General features: G+C 71.7%; 13 protein-coding genes. 5 read left to right on the forward strand and 8 right to left on the reverse strand.

Annotated elements, in window-relative coordinates; all coding sequences use genetic code 11:
• Position 1: 1 nt before the first annotated feature.
• From ACZ53K_RS03080 to ACZ53K_RS03095, 4 genes are all read right to left on the reverse strand, one after another.
• Positions 2 to 931: a branched-chain amino acid ABC transporter permease gene (locus ACZ53K_RS03080; protein ID WP_468831345.1), complete on the reverse strand. Its 930-nt coding sequence runs from the start codon at positions 929 to 931 to the stop codon at positions 2 to 4.
• A 202-nt stretch (positions 932 to 1133) separates the two neighbouring features.
• Positions 1134 to 2366, reverse strand: coding sequence for a branched-chain amino acid ABC transporter substrate-binding protein (locus ACZ53K_RS03085; protein ID WP_468831897.1), 1233 nt, complete (start codon positions 2364 to 2366; stop codon positions 1134 to 1136).
• Between the two features lie 546 nt (positions 2367 to 2912).
• The gene (locus ACZ53K_RS03090; protein ID WP_468831348.1) at positions 2913 to 3389 is read right to left on the reverse strand and encodes a PaaI family thioesterase; all 477 of its coding nucleotides are present in this window, start codon (positions 3387 to 3389) and stop codon (positions 2913 to 2915) included.
• A gap of 163 nt (positions 3390 to 3552) precedes the next feature.
• A complete protein-coding gene (locus tag ACZ53K_RS03095) occupies positions 3553 to 5841 on the reverse strand; it encodes an FdhF/YdeP family oxidoreductase (RefSeq protein ID WP_468831351.1) in 2289 nt (762 codons plus the stop codon).
• A 218-nt stretch (positions 5842 to 6059) separates the two neighbouring features.
• Between ACZ53K_RS03095 and polA the strand changes: the two genes are divergently transcribed.
• Positions 6060 to 8798: a DNA polymerase I gene (gene polA / locus ACZ53K_RS03100; protein ID WP_468831354.1), complete on the forward strand. Its 2739-nt coding sequence runs from the start codon at positions 6060 to 6062 to the stop codon at positions 8796 to 8798.
• A 187-nt stretch (positions 8799 to 8985) separates the two neighbouring features.
• Here the strand turns inward: polA and ACZ53K_RS03105 are convergent, their stop codons facing one another.
• On the reverse strand, positions 8986 to 9843 hold the full coding sequence (locus ACZ53K_RS03105) for a DUF4184 family protein (RefSeq protein ID WP_468831357.1): 858 nt from the start codon (positions 9841 to 9843) through the stop codon (positions 8986 to 8988).
• Between the two features lie 155 nt (positions 9844 to 9998).
• Between ACZ53K_RS03105 and ACZ53K_RS03110 the strand changes: the two genes are divergently transcribed.
• The 3 genes from ACZ53K_RS03110 to pgfA all read left to right on the forward strand — a co-directional run bounded on the left by ACZ53K_RS03110 (position 9999) and on the right by pgfA (position 13233).
• A complete protein-coding gene (locus tag ACZ53K_RS03110; RefSeq protein WP_468831360.1) occupies positions 9999 to 11882 on the forward strand; it encodes a lytic transglycosylase domain-containing protein in 1884 nt (627 codons plus the stop codon).
• Positions 11883 to 12086: 204 nt separating this feature from the next.
• Complete coding sequence (locus tag ACZ53K_RS03115; RefSeq protein WP_399630134.1) at positions 12087 to 12221, forward strand: SPW_0924 family protein; 135 nt, start codon at positions 12087 to 12089, stop codon at positions 12219 to 12221.
• A gap of 19 nt (positions 12222 to 12240) precedes the next feature.
• Positions 12241 to 13233, forward strand: coding sequence for a cell envelope lipid trafficking protein PgfA (pgfA, locus tag ACZ53K_RS03120; RefSeq protein ID WP_468831364.1), 993 nt, complete (start codon positions 12241 to 12243; stop codon positions 13231 to 13233).
• Here the strand turns inward: pgfA and hrpB are convergent.
• Together hrpB and ACZ53K_RS03130 are read right to left on the reverse strand one after the other, a co-directional pair.
• Complete coding sequence (gene hrpB / locus ACZ53K_RS03125; RefSeq protein ID WP_468831367.1) at positions 13220 to 15865, reverse strand: ATP-dependent helicase HrpB; 2646 nt, start codon at positions 15863 to 15865, stop codon at positions 13220 to 13222. The genes pgfA and hrpB overlap by 14 nt on opposite strands.
• A gap of 217 nt (positions 15866 to 16082) precedes the next feature.
• Complete coding sequence (locus tag ACZ53K_RS03130; protein ID WP_468831370.1) at positions 16083 to 16925, reverse strand: class I SAM-dependent methyltransferase; 843 nt, start codon at positions 16923 to 16925, stop codon at positions 16083 to 16085.
• A gap of 376 nt (positions 16926 to 17301) precedes the next feature.
• Between ACZ53K_RS03130 and rpsA the strand changes: the two genes are divergently transcribed.
• The gene (gene rpsA / locus ACZ53K_RS03135; protein WP_468831373.1) at positions 17302 to 18819 is read left to right on the forward strand and encodes a 30S ribosomal protein S1; all 1518 of its coding nucleotides are present in this window, start codon (positions 17302 to 17304) and stop codon (positions 18817 to 18819) included.
• Between the two features lie 176 nt (positions 18820 to 18995).
• On the opposite strand, the gene ACZ53K_RS03140 is transcribed toward rpsA, so the two are convergent.
• Positions 18996 to 19997 (reverse strand): right-handed parallel beta-helix repeat-containing protein, encoded by a 1002-nt coding sequence (locus ACZ53K_RS03140; protein WP_468831376.1) that lies wholly within the window; start codon positions 19995 to 19997, stop codon positions 18996 to 18998.
• Between the last annotated feature and the right edge of the window lie 6 nt (positions 19998 to 20003).

Below are 20003 nucleotides of genomic sequence, written 5' to 3' on the forward strand. Positions count from 1 at the left end.
ATCACGCCCGATCCGCGACGCGTTCGCCGAGCAGGCCCTGTGGCCTCAGCAGGAGTACGAGGATGAGGAGGACGAAGGCCCAGACGTCCTTCCAGGCTCCGCCGCCGAACTGCTGCATTCCGGGTATCTCCTCGACGTAGCCGGTGGCGAGCGCTTCGGCGACGCCGAGGACGAGGCCGCCGAGCATGGCGCCGTAGATGTTGCCGATGCCGCCGAGTACGGCCGCGGTGAAGGCTTTGAGGCCGAGGATGAAGCCCATGCGGAACTGCACCTCGCCGGTGCGCAGCCCGTAGGCGACGGCGGCGACGCCCGCGAAGACCGCGCCGATGGCGAAGGCCAGCACGATGATCCGGTCGGTGTTGATGCCCATGAGTTTGGCGGTGTCCGGGTCCTGGGCGGTGGCCTGCATGGCGCGGCCGCTGCGGGTGCGGGAGACGAAGAAGCCGAGGGCGATCATGCACACCGGGGCGGCGGCGATGACGAAGATGTCGCCGCGCTGGACGGTGGCGCCGAGGATCTCGAAGGAGTCGCCCTTGAACTGGGGGAAGACGCGGGCCTTGTTGCCTTCGGGGTACCACATCCAGACCGCCTGCTGGAGGGCGATGGACAGGCCGATGGCGGTGATCAGGGGGGCGAGGCGGGGTGCGCCGCGCAGCGGCCGGTAGGCGAAACGTTCCGCTGCCACGCCGACGAGGCCGGAGACGACGACGGCTCCGAGGAGCATCAGGGGCAGCGCGAGGAGGAGGGACGTGCCGGACGGCATGGCGAGGTAGACGGTGAGCGCGCCGAAGCCGCCGACCATGAAGATCTCGCCGTGCGCGAAGTTGATGAGCTGGACGATGCCGTAGACCATCGTGTAGCCGATCGCGATGAGTCCGTACATCGCGCCGAGGATGAGTCCGTTGGCCAGCTGTTGCGGCAGTTCGTTCACCGCAGGGCCTCCGTGGGGTGGGAAGACGGTACGGGCGGTGGCGGCAGCCCGTGTGCCGCAGGCGTCGCCGGGAGCGTTCGTGGCGTCCTGGCGCGGCCCGGGGGGCACTGGCCGGTGGGGTGGTGCGGCGGGGTCCGGCGGGCCCGGGACCGTGGTCGGTGCGGGCCCGCCGGCCTCGGCGGTACGGGTCGGCCCGGCCGGGTCAGCTCTTGCCGGCCTTGTCGAACTTCTTGAACTCCGCGCTGAAGCGGGCGGCCCACTTGCCCTGGTCGACCTGGTAGGCGGTGATCATGGTGTTGGTGGTGTCGCCGTACTTGTCGAAGGAGACATGGCCGGTGACGCCGTCGAAGGAGACCTGGTTCATGGCATCGACGACCTTCTTGCGCGCGTCGTCGGGCAGCTTGCCGCCGTTGTCCCCGACGACCTTCTTGACGGCCTGGATCAGGGCCCAGGTGGCGTCGTAGGCGGAGCCGCCGTAAGCCTCGTAGCGGTCCTTGTAACCGGCGGCCTGGTAGTCCTCGATGAACTTCTTGGCGGAGGCGAGCTCCTCGACGGGCTTGCCCACGGAGGAGGCGTAGTCACCCTGCGCCTTTTTGTTGAGCTTGATGTAGTCGGCGCTGTACATGCCGTCGCCGCCCATCAGGGGGACGGTGACGCCGCCGTCCTTGAGCTGCTGGCTCAGCGGCCCGGACGCGGGGTACTCGCCGCCGTAGAAGACGACGTCGGGCTTGGCCGCTTTGACCTTGGCGACGATGGCCTTGAAGTCGCGGTCCTCCGGGTTGACGTGCTCGGAGCCGACGACCTTGCCGCCCAGCTTGGTGAACTGGTTCTTGAAGGAGGCGGCGAGGCCCGCGCCGTAGGTCTTCTGGTCGTCGATGATGTAGGCGCTCTTGAACTTGGCCTTCTCCCAGGCGAACTGGCCGTCGAAGGCGCCCTGCACCTCGTCGGTGGTGGCGGTGCGGAAGTAGGTGGAGAACTGCCGTACGCGCTTGTTCTGCTTCCAGTCCTTGCCCTGGGTGAGGTCGGGGGTGGTGTTGGCCGGGGAGATCAGGGCCACGCCGCTCTGCTGGGCGACCTGCTGCATGGACTGGGCGACGCTGGAGTTCAGCGGGCCGACGATGCCCAGGACGTCCTTGTCGCCGGCGAGTTTGGTGGCGTTCTGCTGGCCGACGTTGGCCTGCGCCTTGTCGTCGAGTGGTTCGAGCTTGAACTCGATGCCCTTGACCTCGCCGGCCTTGTTGGCGTTGTCGACGGCGAGCTGGGCGGAGTTGCGGATGCCCAGGCCCAGGGCGGAGAGTTCGCCGGTGGTCGGGGCGTCGAGTCCGATGGTCACGGATGTCTTCGACCCTTCGCCGCCTTTCTTGTCGTCGCCGCGGGAACCGCATGCGGAGAGTGTGAGGGCGCCTGCGGTGACCGCGGTGGTGAGTATGAGCAAGGAATGGTGACGCACGATCAGTCCTTTCCCTGGCGCGGTCGGTGCGCGTCGCACGACCGTTTCGCGCGCCGGGCTGTACGGGCGGTACAGGGTCCGTGCTCGCAACGCGCGCCCGGCGGCGCGGTGACTGGCGGTGACTCTAGAGCGGTGCCCGGCGACCTGACAGCGGCGCTGACCAGGATGTGACGCTCTTGTTATGACCGTCGATGAGCGTTTTGCCCTCATGCTCCTTACATTCGGCGCGGACGCCGGGCGGAGCGTGAACTGGCACTTCCCATGGGGGATTTGGGGTCGATCTTGGCCTGCGCGTCCGCATATCGGATGTGACGTGCGGGACAGGGGAGAGGCCGGTGCACCAGAGGGAGTCCGGCGGCGCCGGTGCCCTCCGTGCAGGCTACGGAGCGTTACGGAACTCGGGGGCGTACGGCGTCGAACGGGCGACGGGGGCCGCGCGCCCGGGAGCGTACGACGGCGGCCCCGCTCCCTGATCGGGGAACGGGGCCGCCGGCACGCCGTGAGTGCCGCGCGCGGGGCGCGGCGACGGGCTCAGCCGCGGTGGTACACCGACGCGTCCACCTCGCGCAGCATGCAGGTCAGCCGGGCGCTGCAGACCCGCTTGCCGCCCTCGTCGGTGATCGCGACCTCGTACGTGGCGGACGAGCGGCCGCGGTGCACCGGGGTGGCGACGCCGGTGACCAGACCGGAGCGGGCGCCGCGGTGGTGGGTGCAGTTCAGGTCGACGCCGACCGCCAGCTTGGTGGGGCCGCCGTGCAGCATCGCGCCGACCGAGCCGAGGGTCTCGGCGAGTACGGCGGAGGCGCCGCCGTGCAGCAGCCCGTACGGCTGGGTGTTGCCCTCGACGGGCATGGTGCCGACGATCCGCTCCGGCGCGGCCTCCAGGACCTGCACGCTCATCCGCGTACCGAGGTGCCCGGCGGAGAACAGCGCGGCGAGGTCCAGGCCGAGCCCGGCCCACTGGTCGATGATCTCCTGCGGAAACGTGGTCGCGCGCTGCTCGCCCATGTCCTGCGGCTCCGTTCGTGTGCCGGTGGCGTCGGTGCGGCGCACCGGGGCGGTGCCGGTCCGACGCCGGTCGTTGAGTCGTGCACGTTCTTATCAGGCCAGGGAGCGGCGGCCCGGCCCGGGGCGGCGCCTCCGGGCCGGACGGACGGCGTGAGCTGCGCGGTTACGTCTGCGGCGGCACCGGCTCCAGGCGGATGACCAGCGACTTCGAGGCGGGGGTGTTGCTGGTGTCGGCGGTGTGGTCGAGCGGCACCAGGACGTTGGTCTCCGGGTAGTACGCCGCCGCGCAGCCGCGCGCCGTCGGGTAGTGGACGACGCGGAAGCCGGGCGCGCGCCGCTCCGTGCCGTCGGTCCACTCGCTGACGAGGTCGGTGTACGAGCCGTCGGTCAGGTCCAGGGCGCAGGCGTCCTCGGGATTGACCAGGACGACGCGGCGGCCGTTCTTGATGCCGCGGTAACGGTCGTCGAGGCCGTAGATCGTGGTGTTGTACTGGTCGTGCGAGCGCAGCGTCTGGAGGAGCAGCCGGCCTTCGGGCAGGTACGGGTACTCCACGGGCGCGGCCGTGAAGTTGGCCTTGCCGGTGGCGGTGGGGAAGCTGCGCTTGTCGCGCGGGGCGTGCGGCAGGGCGAAGCCGCCGGGGCGGGCCACCTTTGCGTTGAAGTCCTCGAAGCCGGGGACGACGCGGGCGATCCGGTCACGGACCGTGCCGTAGTTCTTCTCGAAGTCCTCCCAGGGCGTAGGGCTGTCCGGGCCGAGGACGCGGCGCGCGAGGCGGGCGACGATGGCGGGCTCGGAGAGCAGGTGGGGACTGGCGGGCGCCAGGCGGCCGCGCGAGGCGTGCACCATGCCCATGGAGTCCTCGACGGTCACGAACTGCTCGCCGCCCGCCTGTATGTCGCGTTCGGTGCGGCCCAGGGTGGGCAGGATCAGGGCGCGAGCGCCGGTGACCACGTGGGAGCGGTTGAGCTTGGTGGAGACGTGCACGGTCAGCCGGGCGCGGCGGACGGCGGCCTCGGTGACGTCCGTGTCGGGGGTGGCGGAGACGAAGTTGCCGCCCATGGCGAAGAAGACCTTGGCGTCGCCGTCGCGCAGGGCGCGGATGGCCCGTACGACGTCGAAGCCGTGCTCGCGGGGCGGCGCGAAGCCGAACTCCTTCTCCAGGGCGTCCAGGAAGGCGGGGGCGGGGCGCTCGAAGATGCCCATGGTGCGGTCGCCCTGCACGTTGCTGTGGCCGCGCACCGGGCACACGCCCGCTCCGGGGCGGCCGATGTTGCCGCGCAGGAGGAGGAAGTTGACGACTTCCTGGATGGTGGGGACGGAGTGCTTGTGCTGGGTCAGGCCCATGGCCCAGCAGACGATGGTGCGGCGGGAGGCCAGGACCATCTCCAGGGCGCGCTCGATCTCCTCGCGGGTCAGGCCCGTGGCGGCCAGCGTCGCGTCCCAGTCGGTGTCCGCGCGGGCCGCCGCGGCGAACTCCTCGAAGCCGTGGGTGTGCTCCTCGATGAACTCGGTGTCGACGGCGCCCTCGGTTTCCAGGACGAGCCGGTTCAGCGTACGGAAGAGGGCCTGGTCGCCGCCGATGCGCACCTGGAGGAAGAGGTCGGTCAGGGTCGTGCCGCGCCCGGCGAGGCCGCGCGGGTTCTGCGGGTTCTTGAAGCGCTCCAGGCCCGCCTCGGGCAGCGGGTTGATCGAGATGATCTTCGCGCCGCCGGCCTTGGCCTGCTCCAGGGCGGAGAGCATCCGGGGGTGGTTGGTGCCCGGGTTCTGCCCGGCGACGATGATCAGATCGGCTTTGTACAGGTCCTCCAGCAGGACGCTGCCCTTGCCGATGCCGATGGTCTCCGTCAGCGCGGAGCCGGACGACTCGTGGCACATGTTGGAGCAGTCCGGGAGGTTGTTCGTGCCGAACTCGCGCGCGAAGAGCTGGTAGAGGAAGGCGGCCTCGTTGCTCGTACGGCCGGAGGTGTAGAACACCGCCTCGTCCGGGGAGCCGAGCGCGGCCAGCTCCTCGCCGATGATGTCGAAGGCCCGCTCCCAGGTCACCGGCTCGTACTGGTCGGCGCCCTCGGGCAGATACATGGGCTCGGTCAGCCGGCCCTGCTGGCCGAGCCAGTAGCCGCTGCGGTCCGCGAGGTCGGAGACCGGGTGGGCGGCGAAGAACTCGGGGGTGACGCGGCGCAGCGTGGCCTCCTCGGCCACGGCCTTGGCGCCGTTCTCGCAGAACTCGGCCGCATGGCGGTGCTCGGGCTCGGGCCAGGCGCAGCCGGGGCAGTCGAAGCCGTCCTTCTGGTTGACCCGCAGCAGCGTCAGGGCCGTGCGGCGCACACCCATCTGCTGCTGGGACACGCGCAGCGCGTGCCCGATGGCCGGCAGACCGACGGCGTAGTGCTCGGGCGCCGTGACCTCGGGCGAGTCCTGGATCGGATCCGAAGCGGGCGGCTTGCCTGCCATGGCGCTCTCCCTTGAGCCGGGCCCAGCCCGCCCGTCCGGAGCGTGCCGGGGCGGCTGCTGAGCGTGTTCTGTGCAGTTGGGGTGGTGGCGACGCGGTCCCCGCGCGCGGCGGCGGCCGGATGTCCGTACACCTCAGATCCTGTCACGGACGACTGACAGCGGCGCCGTCGCGGTCGTCGCGGCGGGGATTGTCAGTGGGGCGTGGCAGGATCGGGGATGTGGCAGCAAAGGCAGCGAAGAAGAGCGAAGCGACCGGCACCGAAGCGGTGGAGGGCGGCCGTCCCCGGCTGCTCCTGATGGACGGGCATTCCATGGCGTACCGGGCGTTCTTCGCCCTGCCCGTGGAGAACTTCACCACCGCCACCGGACAACCGACCAATGCGATCTACGGCTTCGCGTCGATGCTCGCGAACACCCTGCGTGACGAAGCCCCCACGCACTTCGCGGTGGCCTTCGACGTCTCGCGCAAGACCTGGCGCTCCGAGGAGTTCCCCGAGTACAAGGCGAACCGCTCCAAGACCCCCGACGAGTTCAAGGGCCAGGTCGAGCTGATCGGCGAGATGCTGGACGCGATGCACGTCAAGCGCTTCGCCGTGGAGGGCTTCGAGGCCGACGACGTCATCGCCACGCTCGCCACCCAGGCCACCGCCCAGGGCTTCGAGGTCTCCATCGTCACCGGTGACCGCGACTCCTTCCAGCTGGTCACCGACGACGTCACGGTGCTCTACCCGACCAAGGGCGTCTCCGAGCTGACCCGCTTCACCCCGGAGAAGGTCCAGGAGAAGTACGGCCTGACCCCGGCCCAGTACCCGGACTTCGCTGCGCTGCGCGGCGACCCGTCCGACAACCTGCCCGGCATCCCCGGCGTCGGCGAGAAGACCGCCGCGAAGTGGATCAACCAGTTCGGTTCGTTCGCGGAGCTGGTGGAGCGCGCCGAGGAGGTCAAGGGCAAGGCCGGGCAGAATTTCCGCGACCACCTGGAGGCGGTCAAGCTCAACCGCGTCCTGACCGAGATGGTGCGCGACGTGGAGCTGCCCTGCGGTCCCGCCGAGCTGGTCCGGGGCGCGTACGACCGCTCGGCGCTGACCGTTTTCCTGGAAGGCCTGGAGATCCGCAACCAGGGCCTGCGGGAGCGCCTGCTCGCCGCCGACCCGGGCGCGGCGGAGGCCGAGGACGCCGGGCCGCCGCCCGCCGAGGTGGAGATCGACGGCACGGTCGCCGGCGCCGGCGAGCTGGCCCCCTGGCTGGCCGAGCACGGCGGGAAACTGCTCGGCGTCTCCACGGTCGACACCTGGACCGTGGGCAGCGGCAGCGTCGCCGAGGTCGCGCTGGCCACCGCCGAGGGCCCGGCCGTCTGGTTCGACCCCACCGAGCTGGACGAGGCCGACGAGCGGGCCTTCGCCGCCTGGAGCGCCGACCCGGCGAGCCACAAGGTCATGCACAACGTCAAGGGCCTCATGCGGGTCTTCGGCGAGCACGGCTGGAGCATCGACGGCGTCACCATGGACACCGCCCTCGCCGCCTACCTGGTCAAGCCCGGCCGCCGCTCCTTCGCGCTGGACGCCCTGTCGGTCGAGTACCTGGGCCGCGACCTGGCCCCGGCCGCCGAGAGCGACGGTCAGCTCGCCTTCGGCGCCGACGACCGCGCTCAGGCGGACGCCCTGATGAACCAGGCCCGCACGGTCCTGGACCTCGGCGCCGCCATGACCACCAGGCTCGACGAGGTGGGCGCGGCCGGGCTGCTGCGCGATCTGGAGCTGCCCACCAGCGTGCTGCTGGCCCGGATGGAGCGGGCCGGTATCGCCGCGGACCGGGGCTGGCTGGAGCGCATCGAGCAGCAGTTCGCCGCCGCCGTCCAGCAGGCCGTGCAGGAAGCGCACGCCGCGGCGGGCCACGAGTTCAACCTCGGCTCGCCCAAGCAGCTCCAGGAAGTCCTCTTCGGCGAGCTGGGCCTGCCCAAGACCAAGAAGACCAAGACCGGTTACACCACCGACGCCGACGCCCTGGCCTGGCTCGCCGCGCAGACCGAGAACGAACTCCCGGTGATCATGCTGCGCCACCGGGAGCAGTCCAAGCTGCGCACCACGGTCGAGGGCCTGATCAAGACGATCGCGGCGGACGGCCGTATCCACACCACCTTCAACCAGACCGTCGCCGCCACCGGCCGCCTCTCCTCCACCGAACCGAACCTGCAGAACATCCCGGTCCGCACGGACGAGGGCCGCGCGATCCGCCGAGGCTTCGTGGTCGGCGAGGGGTACGACACCCTGCTGACCGCGGACTACAGCCAGATCGAGCTGCGTGTGATGGCCCACCTCTCCGAGGACGAGGGCCTGCTCGAGGCGTTCACCTCCGGCGAGGACCTGCACACCACCGTCGCCTCCCAGGTCTTCTCGGTCGCCAAGACCGAGGTCGACCCCGAAATGCGCCGCAAGATCAAGGCGATGTCCTACGGCCTGGCGTACGGCCTGTCGGCGTTCGGCCTCTCCCAGCAGCTCGGCATCCAGCCCGACGAGGCACGCCGCCTGATGGACAACTTCTTCGAGCGGTTCGGCGGGGTGCGCGACTACCTCCAGGACGTCGTCGACAAGGCCCGCGCCACCGGCTACACCGAGACGATCATGGGCCGTCGCCGCTACCTCCCCGACCTGAACAGCGACAACCGCCAGCGCCGCGAGATGGCCGAGCGGATGGCGCTGAACGCCCCCATCCAGGGCACCGCCGCCGACATCGTCAAGGTGGCGATGCTGCGGGTCGACGAGGCCCTGCGGGCGGCCGGCCTCACCTCCCGGATGCTGCTCCAGGTGCACGACGAAATCGTGGTCGAGGTGGCGCCCGGCGAGCGCAAGCAGGTCGAGGAACTGGTCCGGCGCGAGATGGCGGGCGCCGTGGAGCTGCGCGCCCCGCTGGACGTGTCGGTCGGCTCCGGCGGGGACTGGGAGTCGGCGGCGCACTGAGCTGGGGGGTAACGGCTGGGGCGTAGGGCCCGGTTGTACGGCTGGGGTGTACGGCTGGGCCGTGGGGCCGGGTTGTACGGCTGGGCGGTACGGCCGTGTCCGTGTTGTACGGCAGGGCTGCGCCGCGTACGCGTGTGTACGCGGCGCAGCGGTCCCGGTCTGTGCGTGCGGCCGTCCCGGCCCACGGTCACGCGCCGGTGTGGTCGTACGCGGCTGACCGGTCGGCCCGGGGCGCGCTGCGGCGGTGCAGCAGCCGTACCGCCACCGCGTACAGCGGCAGCCCGACGGCCAGACCGGCACCCGCACCGAAGAGCACCGTCGGTACGTAGTCGAACCAGGTCACTGCCCGGTCCCCGAACTCGGCCCGGGCCCGCACCGTACGGTGCACGGCGCCGGCGGTCAGCAGCAGCACGAGCAGCGCCACGCCGAGCAGCCGCCGCCCTCCGGTCAGCACCGGCAGCCCCGCCGGAGCCGGTGCCTCCGGTGCCCGCCGCAGCGCCGTCCACAGGAACCAGGCCATCGCCCCCAGGGCCAGCGCCGACGTTCCGTACTGCACGTACGTACAGAGCGGAAAGCCCCCGACGACCTCGTTGAGGACGGGGAACAGCCGCGTGCCCCAGCGGCCGGAATGCGTGAACGCGTCCCAGACGATGTGGGTCAGCGCGCCCAGCACCGCCGAGACGTAGAACCATGCGGCGAGCGCCGCGAGCGTCCCGCCGCCCGCCGGCCGGGGACGGCCGCGTACCACCGCGTACACCCTGCCGCGCCAGCCCACCGGCAGCAGCGCCACCAGCGGTTCGCGCAGCAGCAGCCAGCCGCCGACGAGCAAGGCGGTGATCAGTACGTCCACCGTGAGCACGCCCGGCACCCCGTGCGTGACGTCGCCGAAGAGCATGGCGCCGGGCAGCACGGAGTCCGCGTAGTAGGTGACGTCCGGCGCGAACGATCCGGCGACGAGAGCCGAGGCGACCAGCGGTCCGCGCGCCGTCCCGGACCGGCGCAGGGCCGGGAGAACCGCGGCAGCGTGGCTGAGTGTGAACGGCATGAGTGACTCCCTGATCGTTTAGGATCAGTATGTCTGGCGTTGAGAGCAGTAGCTGCCCGCCAGAAGTTGTCGTAGTGTCACGTGAGTTGGGAGCGCCGTGGAGCGCTGCACGGCGCCGTGCGCGCGGTGGATCAACGCGGAGGGGACGGGCACAGATGGCAGCCACATTCGGGCGGCGGCTCCGTAAGGGAGCGGCCTCGACAGCGGTGGCGGCGCTCGCGCTGGCCGCCCTGACCGCGTCCCAGGCGCCGGGCGCGGCCGAGAGCAGGACCGGCAACAGCGCCGGGGACCCCGCACAGGCGGGCGACACCCCCATCGACGGCGGTTCGCCCTACTACACCGACCTGCCGCCCCTCAACAGCCCGGTCAAGCCCGGTGCCTCGCCCGGCACCGGCGGCGCGCCCGCCCCCGGCCCGGTCGAGGCGGGCATCCCCGCCACCGTCCTGGACGCGTACAAGAAGGCCGAGGCCCGCGTCGCCCAGACCGACCCCGGCTGCCGGCTCCCCTGGCAACTGCTCGCCGCCATCGGCAAGGTGGAATCCGGCCACGCCCGCGGCGGAGCCGTGGACGCCGAAGGCACCACCGTGCAGCGGATCACCGGCCCGCAGCTCAACGGCAACGGCTTCGCGAAGGTCACCGACACCGACCGCGGCGTCTTCGACGGTGACACCACGCACGACCGCGCGGTGGGCCCGATGCAGTTCATCCCCTCGACCTGGTCCACGGGCGGCCCCAACGGCGCCGGCTGGGGCGCCGACGGCAACGGCGACGGCAAGAAGGACCCCAACAACATCTACGACGCCGCCCTCGGCGCCGGCCGCTACCTCTGCGCCAACAACCGCGACCTGTCCGTACAGCGTGACCTGGACAAGGCCGTCCTCGGCTACAACCCGTCGCAGACGTACCTGAACACGGTCCTGTCCTGGCTCGCCTTCTACCGCAAGGGAACCCACGAGGTCCCCGACGGCAAGGGCCTGCTGCCGGTGCACCGCGGTGGCGCGGGCAGCGGCAGGGACGTCGCCGCGGGCGCCGGACCCACGCCGGGCCGTACGACGGTACCCGGCCCCCGGCCCGGTACCGGCAAGGGCGACGGCGGCCAGACGACCAAGCCCGGTGGCTCCGGCAGTAACAAGCCGGGCAGCAACAAGCCGGGCGGCGGCAGCAAGCCGCCGGCCACGCCGAAGCCGACGACGCCGCCCACCGGCACCCCCAAGCCCACCGACCCGCCCACCACGCCCCCCACCAAGCCGCCGACGAAGCCCGCGCCGGTCACCGCCCTGGAGCGGGTCGGCACGCAGGACCTCACGGCCACCGCGGGCGAGGACTTCGCCGAGCCGGTACGCGTACGGGCGAAGAACGCCGACGGCAAACCGGTCGCGGGCGTACCCGTCGACTTCCGCGTCGTCGGCGAGACCGGCGCCCGTTTCACGGGCAAGGCCGACCACGCCACCGTCCTGACCGGCGCCGACGGCATCGCCACCGCGCCGAAGCTCAGCGCGGGCGACCGGGCCGGCAGCTTCACCGTCCGGGCGACCGCGGTGGGCCGCCAGGCCCCCGCGACCGACATCGACGCCACCGTCAAGGCCAAGCCCGTCCCCACTCCCAAGGCCGACGCGCTGGCCCGCACCTCCGACAAGGAGCTGACGGCGAAGGCCGGCACCTCCTTCGCCGAGGGCGCCGTCGAGGTCAAGGCCACCTACCAGGGCAAGATCGCGGCGGGCGTCGCGGTGACCGCGACCATGGTCACCGACGACCCGAAGCAGCCCGTGGAGAACGACAAGGGGCCGTACTTCGCCGCGGCGGGCGAGGGCAAGGGTGCGGACAAGGAGCAGGGCAAGGGCGCGGCGGCCACAGGTTCGGACCAGGGCGAAGCCAAGAGCAAGGACAAGCCCGTCCGCAGCCTCACCCTCAAGACCGGCGCCGACGGCCTGCTCACCCTGCCGGAGATCCGCACCGACGGGCAGGCCGGCACTTTCCTGCTGCGCCTGACCACCGCCGACGGCGCGGTCCTGACCGTGAAGCTGACCGTCACGGCGTAACAGCCTCGCGTACTCCGAAGTCACTGCCACTGCCACCGCCGTCCCGCTCCCACCGAGCCGGACGGCGGTGGCAGTCGCGGTCCCGGGACGCGGCCGAGGTGCAACGTGTTCTCATCTACGCCGCCCGTTGCTACCGTGCCTCAGCTCTGACGCCTGACGCCTGACGCCCTGACAGCTCACCTGACAGCTCAAGGGAGGCCGACCATGCGCGCACTGACAGCCGCCGCGATCGGACTGGCCGCGGCCTTCGCCCTCGTCCTCGCCATCACCGCGGCCGGCGCGCCCAGCGGCGAAACCTCACCCGAACCGCTGCGCACCACGGTCCCCGCACACCCCTGAGAGGGAGGGCACCGCCGCCATGCGACGCAAAACCAGCCTGGTCCTGCTCGCCTTCGCCGTCTTCTTCGCCGCGCTGTCCCCGCTGCTGCGCTGGTACGCCTTCCCGCGGCTCGCCAAGATCCCGCCGAACCAGTACCAGGACATGGTGCTGGAGGCGAAGCCCGCCACCCTCCTCGACTACGGCACGATGAAGGCCCGCCAGGTCCCCAAGGTCTCCATCGTGCAGACGCTCAAGGGCAACGTCGAGGAGTCCGAACGCATCGAACGGACCGCCGGCCGCGACGTCGTGGTCTGGGACGCGCTCTCCTACGTCGCGGGGCCCGACGGCAAGATGGTCTCCCGGATCCCCGAGCGCTACATCTTCGACGCCCACACCCAGGAACCCGTGCACGCCACCGGCGAATCGGTCGACGGCGACCCCGTACGGCGCACTGGCATCGAGTACAAGTGGCCCTTCCTCACGGAACCGCGCGACTACGACTACTTCGACGCGCAGACCCGCACCTCCGCACCCATCCACTACAAGGGCACCCGCACCTTCCGCGGCCTGGACGTCTTCTATTTCGAGCAGACCATCCCCTGGACCAAGGTCCCGCTCCCGAAGAAGATGCCGGTCCAGGGCATCACCCCGCGGGCCGTCGAGAAGGCCGGTACCAGCCGCTGGTACAGCACCAAACGGATGTTCTGGGTGGATCCGGTCACCGGCGCGCCCGTCAACGGGGAGGAGATCCACCGCGAGGAACTGCGCGGCGGCAGCCTCGTCCCCGGCGGTGGCAAGGTCACCGCCTTCTCCGGACACGTCAAGATGCGGCCGGACTACGTGGCCGCCACGGTCGACCTCGTGACCTCCCAGCGCCGCCTCATCCTGCTCCTCACCAGCCACCTGCCCTGGGGCTTCCTCGGCCTCGGCGCCGCGCTCCTCACCCTGAGCCTCGTCCTGGAGGCCCGCAGCCGCCGCCCGGACCGGGGGCGCCCGGAGCCGGACCGCACCGAGCCCGTCAGTTCCGTTTGAGACGCGCTGCCGTGTGCCGGGTCGGCTGGGCGCCGGACGGGTCCTCGGGCCACGGATGCTTCGGATACCGGCCGCGCAACTCCGCCCGTACGGACCGGTAACCGTCCTTCCAGAAGGACGCCAGATCGGCCGTGACGGCAGCCGGCCGCCCGGCGGGGGACAACAGATGTACGAGTACGGGTACGCGGCCGCCCGCCACCCGGGGAGACTCCTGCCAGCCGAACAGCTCCTGGAGCTTGACGGCCAGCACAGGCTGCTCACCGCCGTAGTCCACCCGGACCCGCGACCCGCTCGGTACCTCGATGCGCTCCGGCGCCAGCTCGTCGAACCGGACCGCCGCGCCGCTCGCCCACGGCAGCAGCCGGGCCAGCGCCTGGCCCGCGTCGATCCGCTCCAGATCGGCACGCCGCCGCGCCCGGCTCAGCTCCACACCCAGCCATGTGTCGAGCCGCGTCAGGAGTGCCTCGTCCGAGACGTCGGGCCAGTCGTCGCCCACCACCCGGTGCAGGAAGGCCAGCCGCTGCCGCAGCGACCGCGCGCCGTCGGACCACCGCAGCAGACCGAGGCCGTCCCCGCGCAGTCCGTCCGCCAGAGCCTCCCGTACGAGGGCGGCATCGGGGGAGCGCAGCGGGCGGGCCACCAGTTCGACGGCGCCGAGCCGTTCGACGGAACGGGCCACTACGTCGCCGTCGGCCCAGCGGACCTCCTCACCCGCCGAGTACAGCGCCCCGGCCGCCGCGCGCGCGGTGCCCTCGTCGATCACGGCCGCCAGCCGCACCCGTGCGGACGCCGCCGCCACGGGCCGGTCCGCCACCGCCACCGCCAGCCACGGCGCGCTGCGCAGCCGCGAACCGTCCCCCAGCTCGGCGCCCGTCCCGGACGCCATCAGGAACGCACCCGCACCACGGGCCCGCGCCACCCGCTCGGGGAACGCCAGGGCGGCCACCAGGCCGGCGGCCGCGTCGTCGCCGGTAGCCGCGTCGGCACCGGCACGGCCGGGGGGCGAGTCGCCGTCGGTGCGGTCGGTGGAAGGGGCCGGGGCGGCGGTTCCCGGTTCCTTAGCCCCCCGCGAGCCCGTCACCGCCGAGGCGAGGCGGCGGGCCTCCTGGCGCCAGCGGGCGCCGTACGCGTCCTGCCCCCGCCGCGCCGTACGCCACGCGGCAGCCAGGTCGTCCCCGTACTCCCGCGGCGGTTCCTCGCTAAGCAGCGCGACCACCTCGGCGGCACGGCGCTCACCGACCTGCCGCGCGCCATCCAGCAGAGCGCGCGCCAGGCGCGGGTGCAGACCGAGCCGGGACATCCGTACGCCGCGATCCGTGACCCGGCCGTCCGCACCCACCGCGCCGATCGCCGTCAGCACCTCGCGCGCCGCGGCCAGCGCCCCGGCGGGCGGTGCGTCCAGCAGGGCCAGGCCGGTCGCATCGGGGTCGCCCCAGCAGGCGGTCTGCAGAGCGAACGCGGTGAGGTCCGCGACCTTGATCTCCGGCGCCGGGAAGCGCGGCAGCCGCACGTCCTCGCCCTCGGACCAGCAGCGGTAGACCGCTCCCGGCGCCTCACGGCCGGCCCGCCCCGCGCGCTGCCGCGCCGACGCCTGGGAGGCCCGTACGGTCGTCAGCGCACTCAGCCCGCGTGCATGATCGGTACGGGGTTCCCGCGCCAGCCCGCAGTCCACCACCACCCGTACGCCCGGAACCGTCAGGCTCGACTCGGCCACCGAGGTCGCCAGCACCACCCGGCGCCGGCCCGTACCCCCGGCCAGCACCGCGTCCTGGACGGCGGCCGGCGCCCGTCCGTGCACCTGCAACACCTCGGTACCGCCGGCGGCAAGATCACCCAACTGGCCCGCCACCCGCGCGATCTCCCCGACGCCGGGCAGGAAGCAGAGCACGTCCCCCGGCCGCTCGCGCAACGCGCGCCGCACCGTCGCCGCGACGTGCCCGAGCAGCGCCGGATCGACCCGCATGCCGTGCGCGGGCCGCACCGGCCGCTCCGGCGGCGCCCAGACGACCTCCACGGGATGGGACACGCCCGCGGCCTCCACCACCGGGGCCGCGCCGTCCCCGCTGCTCGCGGTGTCGTCGCCACCGCCCAGCAGCCGGGCCCAGCCCGCCGCGTCCGTCGTCGCCGAGGCCGCGATCAGCCGCAGTTCCGGGCGGAGCGTCGCCCGTACGTCGAGAAGGAAGGCGGCGGCGGTGTCGGCGTCCAGATGCCGCTCGTGGCACTCGTCGAGCATCACGGTGCCGACACCCGACAGCTCAGGGTCCCGCTGCAACCGTTGCAACAGCACACCGGTGGTCACGACCTCGACGACCGTACGAGGCCCGGCCCGGCGCTCGCCCCGCACCGTGAAACCCACCCGGTCGCCCACCTGCTCACCCAGCAGCCAGGCCATCCGCCGGGCGGCCGCCCGGGCCGCGATCCGGCGCGGCTCGGCGACGATCACCCGGCGGGGGCGGCCACCCACGGGCTTCTCCGACCCGATCAGACCAGCCAGCGCCAGCGGAACCATGGTCGTCTTGCCGGTGCCCGGGGGCGCGCACAGCACCGTCGCGCCGTGCCGGTCCAGCGCGTCCTCCAGCGCGGGCAGGGCGGTCCGTACGGGCAGCTGGGCGAGGGCGTCGTGGCGGATCACGCCATCAGTCTCCCGGAAGTCTCCCGGGCCACTCCGTATGGGGCCGGGGGCCGGGAGGGGCTGGGGGCGGGGCTGTACGGAGTCAAGCGGGGCTGTACGGGGGCTCTCAGCCGGTTGCCCGGGCCGGATCCCTGGTTGCCCAGGCCGATCCCTGGGCCGGTTCGCTCAGCCGGCTTCCTCGATCGGCCCGCTCAGCCGTCCCCCCAGGGCGGCGCCCTCAGTCCGCGACGCAGACGAAGATCGCCGTACCGGGGATGAGGTTCCCGCGCAGCGGCGACCAGCCGCCCCACTCCTGGGTGTTCCATTCCGGCCACTCCGGCTCGACCAGATCCACCAGCCGGAAGCCCGCGGCGGCCACGTCCCGCACCCGGTCGCCCAGTGTGCGGTGGTGCTCCACGTACTCCGCGCGGCCCGTCTCGTCCTGCTCGACGTACGGCGTGCGGTCGAAGTAGGACGCGCCGACGCTCAGGCCCTCCGGGCCCGGCTCGTCGGGGAAGGCCCAGCGAATGGGGTGCGTCACCGAGAACACCCAGCGTCCGCCCGGACGCAGCACCCGCCATACCTCCCGCATCACGCGCACCGGGTCGGCGACGAAGGGGATCGCCCCGTACGCGGAGCAGGCGAGGTCGAAGGAGGCGTCGCGGAAGGGCAGCGCCCCGGCGTCCGCCTCCACCAGGTCGAGCTGCGCCGACACGCCCGGGCCCGGGCCGGCGGGCTCCGCCCCCGTACCGATCCGCAGGGCGTGCTGGAGTTGCCGGTGCGAGAGGTCGAGCGCCACCGGGTGCGCGCCCTGCGCCGCCAGCCAGCGCGAACACTGGGCCGCGCCGGCGCCGATCTCCAGGACCCGCCGCCCCTTCAGCTCGGCCGCGGGCCCCAGAAGTCCGGCTTCCGCCTCGTCCAGCCCCTCGGGTCCCCAGACGAAACGATCGTCCCCCAGGAACGCTCCGTGGTCGTTCTGGTACTCGTCCGCGTTCCGGTCCCACCAGCCACGGCTGGCCCGGCTGCTCTCCGTGTCCGAGGCGGCACGTCGTGTCGCCTCCGGCTCGTACTCTTGGATCATCGCGCCCGTCGTCGTACTCTTCGCTGAGCTTGTGGCCGCCGGTGGCCCGAGAGGCCCTGTTGGCCTCGCGGAACATGGCGTGTGCCGGTTATGGGGCGTTCCGCCCCGGGTGTGCGCCTTCGCGCATTGACCGTGTCCGGCTGCCCCCGTATGCTACAAGTTGCGCTGCGGGCCTGCGCACCTCAGACGGAGCAGGTCGCGCTCGCATCTGTATGTATGTCCCCTCGGTTTTCGGGACGCTGCCGGTGCTTCGGTTGGTTTTTCGGAGTTCCGTGCCAGTCGTCCCTGACGCTGTCCGGTCTTATGCAGAAGCGATACAGGCTCCCGGCGTAGCAGTACCTACGACTTCAATGTCCGTACCGGAGCCCTTTCCCACATGACGAGCAGCACCGAGACCACCGCCACCACCCCGCAGGTTGCGGTCAACGACATCGGTAACGAGGAAGCCTTCCTCGCCGCGATCGACGAGACGATCAAGTACTTCAACGACGGCGACATCGTCGACGGCGTCATCGTGAAGGTCGACCGGGACGAGGTCCTGCTCGACATCGGTTACAAGACCGAAGGCGTTATCCCGAGCCGCGAGCTCTCGATCAAGCACGACGTCGACCCCAACGAGGTCGTCGCCGTCGGTGACGAGATCGAAGCCCTTGTTCTCCAGAAGGAGGACAAGGAAGGCCGCCTGATCCTCTCGAAGAAGCGCGCCCAGTACGAGCGTGCCTGGGGCACCATCGAGAAGATCAAGGAAGAGGACGGGATCGTCACCGGTACCGTCATCGAGGTCGTCAAGGGTGGTCTCATCCTCGACATCGGCCTCCGTGGCTTCCTGCCGGCCTCCCTGGTCGAGATGCGCCGCGTGCGCGACCTGCAGCCCTACGTGGGCAAGGAGCTCGAAGCCAAGATCATCGAGCTGGACAAGAACCGCAACAACGTGGTCCTGTCCCGCCGTGCCTGGCTGGAGCAGACCCAGAGCGAGGTCCGCCAGACCTTCCTCACCACCCTCCAGAAGGGTCAGGTGCGCTCCGGCGTCGTCTCCTCCATCGTCAACTTCGGTGCCTTCGTGGACCTGGGTGGCGTGGACGGCCTGGTGCACGTCTCCGAGCTGTCCTGGAAGCACATCGACCACCCGTCCGAGGTTGTCGAGGTCGGCCAGGAGGTCACGGTCGAGGTCCTGGACGTCGACATGGACCGCGAGCGCGTGTCCCTGTCGCTCAAGGCGACCCAGGAAGACCCGTGGCAGCAGTTCGCCCGGACCCACCAGATCGGTCAGGTCGTCCCGGGTAAGGTCACCAAGCTCGTTCCGTTCGGTGCGTTCGTGCGCGTCGACGAGGGGATCGAGGGCCTGGTCCACATCTCCGAGCTGGCCGAGCGCCACGTGGAGATCCCGGAGCAGGTCGTCCAGGTCAACGACGAGATCTTCGTCAAGGTCATCGACATCGACCTGGAGCGTCGCCGGATCTCGCTGTCGCTGAAGCAGGCCAACGAGTCCTTCGGCGCCGACCCGACGGCCGTCGAGTTCGACCCGACCCTGTACGGCATGGCCGCGTCCTACGACGACCAGGGCAACTACATCTACCCCGAGGGCTTCGACCCGGAGACCAACGACTGGCTCGAGGGCTACGAGACCCAGCGCGAGGCCTGGGAGACCCAGTACGCCGAGGCGCAGCAGCGCTTCGAGCAGCACCAGGCCCAGGTCATCAAGTCCCGCGAGGCCGACGAGCAGGCTGCGGCCGAGGGCGCGGCGGCTCCGGCCGCGGCCGGCTCGGGCAACGCCGGCGGCGGCAACGTCTCGGGGGGCTCGTACTCCTCCGAGTCGAGCGACAACTCCGGCGCCCTGGCGTCGGACGAGGCCCTGGCCGCGCTGCGCGAGAAGCTGGCCGGCGGCCAGAGCTGAACGCGTCTCAGCCGGTAGCCGGTAGCCGATAGGCGCCGACGGCAGGACAAGGAAGGCCCGCTCCCCTTGTGGGGGCGGGCCTTCGTCGTGTTCGTCCGAGGGATGGGGGTCGGGGCCGGGGGTGCCAGGGCTGGCGGGGCCGGTGGAGCTGCGGCTGGGGGCGGGAGCCGGGGGCGCTATCCGACCGGGACGCCCGGGGTGGCGATGCCGCGCCCGCCGATGACCTTGTTGTCGCCGGAGATCGTCACCGGGCACTTGGCCGCGTCGAAGTTGGTGATGTGGAAGCCGTAGCGATGCGAGCCCGTCGCTCCGCCCAGATCGGACCGGTTGTTGCGGAACACCGTGCCGCAGCCCCAGCCCGGCTGCTGGCTGTGTGTCTCGTAACCGTTGTCACGGGTGTGCTTGCCGGTGTTGTTCTCCACCAGAACCCTGTTGCCCTTGATATCGGCCCACGAGTCGTCGAAATGGGCACCGGTCAGCCCGCTGCCGTCGAACGTGTTGCCGATGATCTTCGCGCCGGTGGTGCCCTCCTTGATGTCGATGTTCTCGCCGCCGACACCGGGCCCGATGGTGTTGTGCAGGATCTGTACGTTGTCGCTCTTGTCCCCGATGCCGCCCGCACTCCCCACGTACACCCCCTCGCCCATGCCGCTGCCGTCCCGCCCGGTGTCGTGGATCCGCGAATCCTTGATCACGCCGTCCTTGCTGGACTTGCGGAAGTGCACCCCCTCCATGTCCAGGCCGTGCACGGTGACGGAATCGAGCACCACGCCGTCCGCCGCGTCCGCCACGATGCCCTTCTGGCCGCCGGTGACGGTGACGCCCCGGACCGTCCAGTACGAGGCGCCGTTCAGGTGGAGCCCGTAGCCACCGCTCGCACGCAGGACCGCCTTGGCCGAGCCGGTGAGCGTGATCCGCGCGGAGGCGCCGGCCGCGCTGGTGGCCTTGAAATTGCCCTTGTACGTGCCGTCCGCGAGCCGGATGGTGTCGCCGGGCCTGGCCGCCGCCAGCGCGCTCTTGAGCTGAGCGGCGGTGGAGACGTCGATGCTGCGGGCGACGGCTGGAGCCGGGCCCCGGGCGCCCGAGGTGCTCCCGTGCGCCGTCGCGGAGGCCGGAAGCAGAACGCCGGCCCCCAAAAGCGCGGCGGCGGAAAGCGGCAGAAGAGAACGCGTACGCATCAACAT

It is taken from the genome of Streptomyces sp. NPDC033221 (assembly GCF_055577005.1).

Coding starts and splice junctions, on each gene's coding strand:
- ACZ53K_RS03090 (WP_468831348.1), bottom strand. CDS start 3,389: ATGGGCGAGCAGCGCGCGACCACGTTTCCGCAGGAGATCATCGACCAG.
- ACZ53K_RS03095 (WP_468831351.1), bottom strand. CDS start 5,841: ATGGCAGGCAAGCCGCCCGCTTCGGATCCGATCCAGGACTCGCCCGAG.
- ACZ53K_RS03105 (WP_468831357.1), bottom strand. CDS start 9,843: ATGCCGTTCACACTCAGCCACGCTGCCGCGGTTCTCCCGGCCCTGCGC.
- ACZ53K_RS03110 (WP_468831360.1), top strand. CDS start 9,999: ATGGCAGCCACATTCGGGCGGCGGCTCCGTAAGGGAGCGGCCTCGACA.
- ACZ53K_RS03115 (WP_399630134.1), top strand. CDS start 12,087: ATGCGCGCACTGACAGCCGCCGCGATCGGACTGGCCGCGGCCTTCGCC.
- pgfA (WP_468831364.1), top strand. CDS start 12,241: ATGCGACGCAAAACCAGCCTGGTCCTGCTCGCCTTCGCCGTCTTCTTC.
- ACZ53K_RS03130 (WP_468831370.1), bottom strand. CDS start 16,925: ATGATCCAAGAGTACGAGCCGGAGGCGACACGACGTGCCGCCTCGGAC.
- rpsA (WP_468831373.1), top strand. CDS start 17,302: ATGACGAGCAGCACCGAGACCACCGCCACCACCCCGCAGGTTGCGGTC.
- ACZ53K_RS03140 (WP_468831376.1), bottom strand. CDS start 19,997: ATGCGTACGCGTTCTCTTCTGCCGCTTTCCGCCGCCGCGCTTTTGGGG.